This is a genomic window from Pseudoalteromonas sp. Z9A5 (genome assembly GCF_011378875.1).
Lineage (GTDB): Bacteria > Pseudomonadota > Gammaproteobacteria > Enterobacterales > Alteromonadaceae > Pseudoalteromonas.
In genome coordinates this window covers 1-3,740 of record NZ_WTLC01000083.1, presented here as the reverse complement: position 1 = coordinate 3,740, position 3,740 = coordinate 1, and the positions used below count along the sequence as shown (strand labels likewise).

At 35.5% G+C, this 3,740-nt stretch carries 5 protein-coding genes; 2 read left to right on the top strand and 3 right to left on the bottom strand.

Annotation, left to right across the window (positions count from 1 at the left end; genetic code table 11):
* On the bottom strand, positions 1-263 hold a 263-nt coding region (locus GQR56_RS20985; RefSeq protein ID WP_166115296.1), incomplete at its 3' end, for a hypothetical protein.
* A 1,234-nt stretch (positions 264-1,497) separates the two neighbouring features.
* Between GQR56_RS20985 and GQR56_RS20980 the strand changes: the two genes are divergently transcribed.
* Entirely contained in the window at positions 1,498-1,878 is a 381-nt protein-coding gene (locus GQR56_RS20980) for a hypothetical protein (RefSeq protein WP_166115294.1), read from the top strand.
* Between the two features lie 95 nt (positions 1,879-1,973).
* Here GQR56_RS20980 and GQR56_RS20975 read toward each other — a convergent pair whose 3' ends face one another.
* A complete protein-coding gene (locus tag GQR56_RS20975; protein ID WP_166115292.1) occupies positions 1,974-2,525 on the bottom strand; it encodes a tyrosine-type recombinase/integrase in 552 nt (183 codons plus the stop codon).
* A 217-nt stretch (positions 2,526-2,742) separates the two neighbouring features.
* Here GQR56_RS20975 and GQR56_RS20970 point away from each other — a divergent pair, with 217 nt between their 5' ends.
* Positions 2,743-3,207 carry a hypothetical protein gene (locus GQR56_RS20970; RefSeq protein WP_166115290.1) on the top strand — a complete coding sequence of 155 codons (465 nt, stop codon included), beginning with the start codon at positions 2,743-2,745 and terminating at the stop codon, positions 3,205-3,207.
* Between the two features lie 124 nt (positions 3,208-3,331).
* Here the strand turns inward: GQR56_RS20970 and GQR56_RS20965 are convergent.
* Positions 3,332-3,740 (bottom strand): hypothetical protein (locus GQR56_RS20965; RefSeq protein WP_166115288.1); only part of this gene is annotated, 409 nt, incomplete at its 5' end.

The window sequence follows — 3,740 nt, the reverse complement described above, 5'->3', positions numbered from 1 at the left end:
TTTTTTTTTCTCCAATCCCTATCTAGTTGATCTTTAAATCTCTTATATAATTGCTCGATTGTATATGTATTTGAGTAATCAACAGGGAGGGTGATTGTAAAGTGTTGTTGTATTACTTCCGCATAGCAGTGCTCTAAAGCATCCATAATAACTGAGTGGGTTTTACTTAACCTGTTTTCAATAAGATTACCCTTACCATTGTCGTCTATGTTGTTATTCACTGGTAGTAGCTTGTATTCTGACTGATGGTACTTCCTTCTCACTTAATAGTCTCCTTAGGGGGGTAGGGATAGATATTACATTAACCAAACATTATATACTTATTTAGGTATATATGGAGCTATTGCAAAAAATCTTATTTTTAAAAGGATGTAGAGGTTTTTAAATGATGTTTTTAGAGCTTGATTATTACAATGGAGTTGATTACATGGATTTTGCATCATTTTACAGTGTAACTTAGGTTAACAATGAGGTCAAGTTATTTTCGTGTGTGGCTTTATTTTTATTTGTGCTAACTCTTATGGAGTCTGTAGTGAGCTCTGCGGTGTTGTTTGTCAATACCCTTCCGTTTGCTTGCCTCATCCTTTGAAGTCTCTCAGGGGCTATTAGGGAGCCTGTAGTGAGCCTGTAGTGAGCCTGTAGTGAGCTCTGCGATGTTTTTTGTCAGCACCCTTACGTTTGCCTGTCTTTTCCTTTAAGGTCTCTCAGGGGCTATTAGGGAGCCTGAGATGGGCTCTAGTGGTTGGGTTTGGTCTGTTGCACTAAAGCACAGGCAATAAGGTGTCTATGATAGCGGGGGTAGCCACTAATCAAAAACATTCACATCTTGTTTCTAGTTATTACAATCTGTCAGGTACTATTTCGAGTGGGATTAAGGGGGTATTACACTCTAAGCTAGCCATACTTACCATGCTATAGAACATCAAACTAATGGTTTTAAAACCACCGTCATAGCTTTTTTGACGCTACCATAAACCTATTTTTGCGCTGCCATCAAAGCGCTTGTAATAACTATCAGTATTTAATTTTCTTTTTGATTTCTAATAGAGTGATCAAGCCGTTATTATTTTTATGTAGGAACGTTGTTTAGCCCACCCACAAACAGAATAAATACAATCTGCCTGATTATGCGCCTTGCTGGGGAACTCTATTAATTGAATTATTGTGAGGAATGTTTGAAATCAGATCTTAGTGTTGCTATTATTAATTTGAATCTGATTCGCTATTTTGTATATTCCAGTATACTCAATAGTTTTAGAGCCCTTGTTCCAGCAGGGGCTTTAAATCAGACTCTAAATTATCACTTCATTCGCTATTCAGCAAAGCTTATCTTACTAAAACAATTCAAATATTTAACAGACTGCTTCTAAATTAGTCGGCTTTTTTGTGCTTGGAATGAGGCTTTTTTTTGGTTTTTGATTTAATAGGTATACACTGTATCCAGTGTTTTTTAGGGGGGGGTACAGCTTGGTAGTCAATATAAGTAAAGCTGCTAGAATGGCTTCAAAAACAAGACGTACAATCTATAAACATATAAACCAAGGAAAGCTATCTACCACAAGGGATACAAAGGGTAATAGAGGTATTGATTTAACGGAATTGATTCGTGTGTATGGTAGTGATGTAAAGCCACCTGAGAGTGTAGAGAAAGAAGGTGGTATACATGAAGAGTGTACAACTGTATCCAGCTCTGAAAAGATGGATTTACTGCTCAAGAAAATTGAGAATTTAGAGAGTGAAGTTAACCGGCTAAATCATACTGTTGAAAACTTAAATAATAGGCTTGAATATAAACCGGCAGCAATTGATAGCGTAGAGTTAACCCCAGTTAAGTCTAAAAGTAGTGAGATTTTGGCAAGGCTTAAAAGTAAACTCTAATGAGCTGTCAATTCAACTCTATGTCTATAGGTAGCTATAAAATATTCAGTTGAGTATGTGAGGTGAGAGTAGGCTGTTTAAACAGGGGGTACCCCCTATAAAATAATTTCATCTGATAGCGTGTCCTGTTCTTCTTGGTCTATACCTATGTACCGTAAAGTTACTTTAGGGCTGCTATGGTTTAGCATCTTCATAACTTGAGCTATATCATTTGTTTTTTTATAAACATGGTAGCCTCTAGTCTTTCTCATTGAGTGAGTGCTTAAATCAATCCCGACTATCTCACCAATAGCTTTAAATGCTTGCCCTACAGCCTGCCTTGTAAGTGGCTTTATAGTCTTTACGTTGCGAGCAGTAGCCTGGAATAAATAAACGCTCTCAGGGCTCTCTAGGTGCCTACGTTCTATAATTGATTTGGCTTTCTCATTTAGTTTTATTGTGTGTTTCTTCTTTGTTTTTTGTTCAACTAGCTTTAAGTGCGTACCTTCAACATCTGTAAACTTTACATCTAGTAAATCAGATATCCTTAAAGCCAGGTTAATTCCTAAATCCCATATATCTGCAAAATGCTGTCCGTGATGTTTAACTAGCAATTCACTAATTAACGGTACTTTTGATAAATCTTTTACAGCTTCAACTTCGTTCACTTTACTTTCCTAATAACTAACAACCAACCATTATGGAAAGTATAAGCTTGTTTTCATGCTGTAGCAAACGTTTTTACAGGCTTACTAGCTTTCCTTAATGTTATTTTGGAAAGTTAGACTGTTTCTGATTTTATTGAATGGAGCGCTTTTAAATAGTAGAATTAACTTTCAAAGCAATGCCTTACATTGCTTTAATACAAATAATAAGGACATTGAAATGAAAATAAAACTTATCGCCCTATCAACGATATTAGCTATCACTACTGGTTGCTCATCGGTTACTAACGAATATGTTAAAATAGAGCCTTTTGAATACAACATCCCAGCAAGTAAGAATGATATTTATTTTGCTGCTGTCGATTGCACGCTAGAAAATATCTCAGCTCCAGCTACAAATGGTCAATTCTTTGATTATCAAGATAAGGAGTCTGGTCGGTTGTCTGTAGCGTTTAATAGCGAATATGTTGTTGGAATTAGCGCTTTTCCCTTAAAAACCACAATGTCTATTAAAGCTGATGAAAATAAATTAACGATAAGATTTAGTAATTTGCAGGCGTATTCTAAGTATGCTAAACGCTGGGGTGGTATTTATCAGCAAGCAGATGGGAGTAAATCTGAGGCTGAATTAAAGATTGATGAAACAGCTAGTTCTGTCTCTTCTTGCATTAAAGAAAGAGTTTAATAACAATAATTGAATACAAATATTTAAACGCTGCCACTTAGACTAAAAACGCTTGTGGCAGTGTGTAATAGTAGGTAAGCGAGTTATCTTATATTTAGAGGGGTTTTCTTTTTATACGATGCAGTTAGTTAAGAACAAGAGGTTGTTTGTTTACCAATTGACTGGCTTTAAACTTATCTAAGGCTGTACCGCCCCTATTCTTACAAAGGTAGCTTGCCCAGAGCATAGCTTCTTCAATTGAGCCTTTATTACTTTTATCAATTAAGTGTTGGTAGTGTTCTAAATTATCTTTTTTATCTCTCTTGTACTCAATCAGTCCATCTATAAATTCATTTAATTCTACAGGTGCATCATCTTTAATAACTATACTTGTTAAAGCATGCCTCCAAGCTTTTATTATTAGCCTTCGAACTCCAGAGTGTCTATTTCTATTGCTATCTGTAAAAGTCATAAAGTGAATATGTTGGTGTTTGGCTTTTTCTATTTCAATCGTAGCTATGTAGTGGAGTTTTCTTCTCTTCTTATTTTTTTTT

Bases quoted from the DNA above. Each gene is read 5' to 3' on its own strand.
- GQR56_RS20980 (WP_166115294.1), top strand. From the start codon at position 1,498: ATGGCTTCAAAAACAAGACGTACAATCTATAAACATATAAACCAAGGA.
- GQR56_RS20970 (WP_166115290.1), top strand. From the start codon at position 2,743: ATGAAAATAAAACTTATCGCCCTATCAACGATATTAGCTATCACTACT.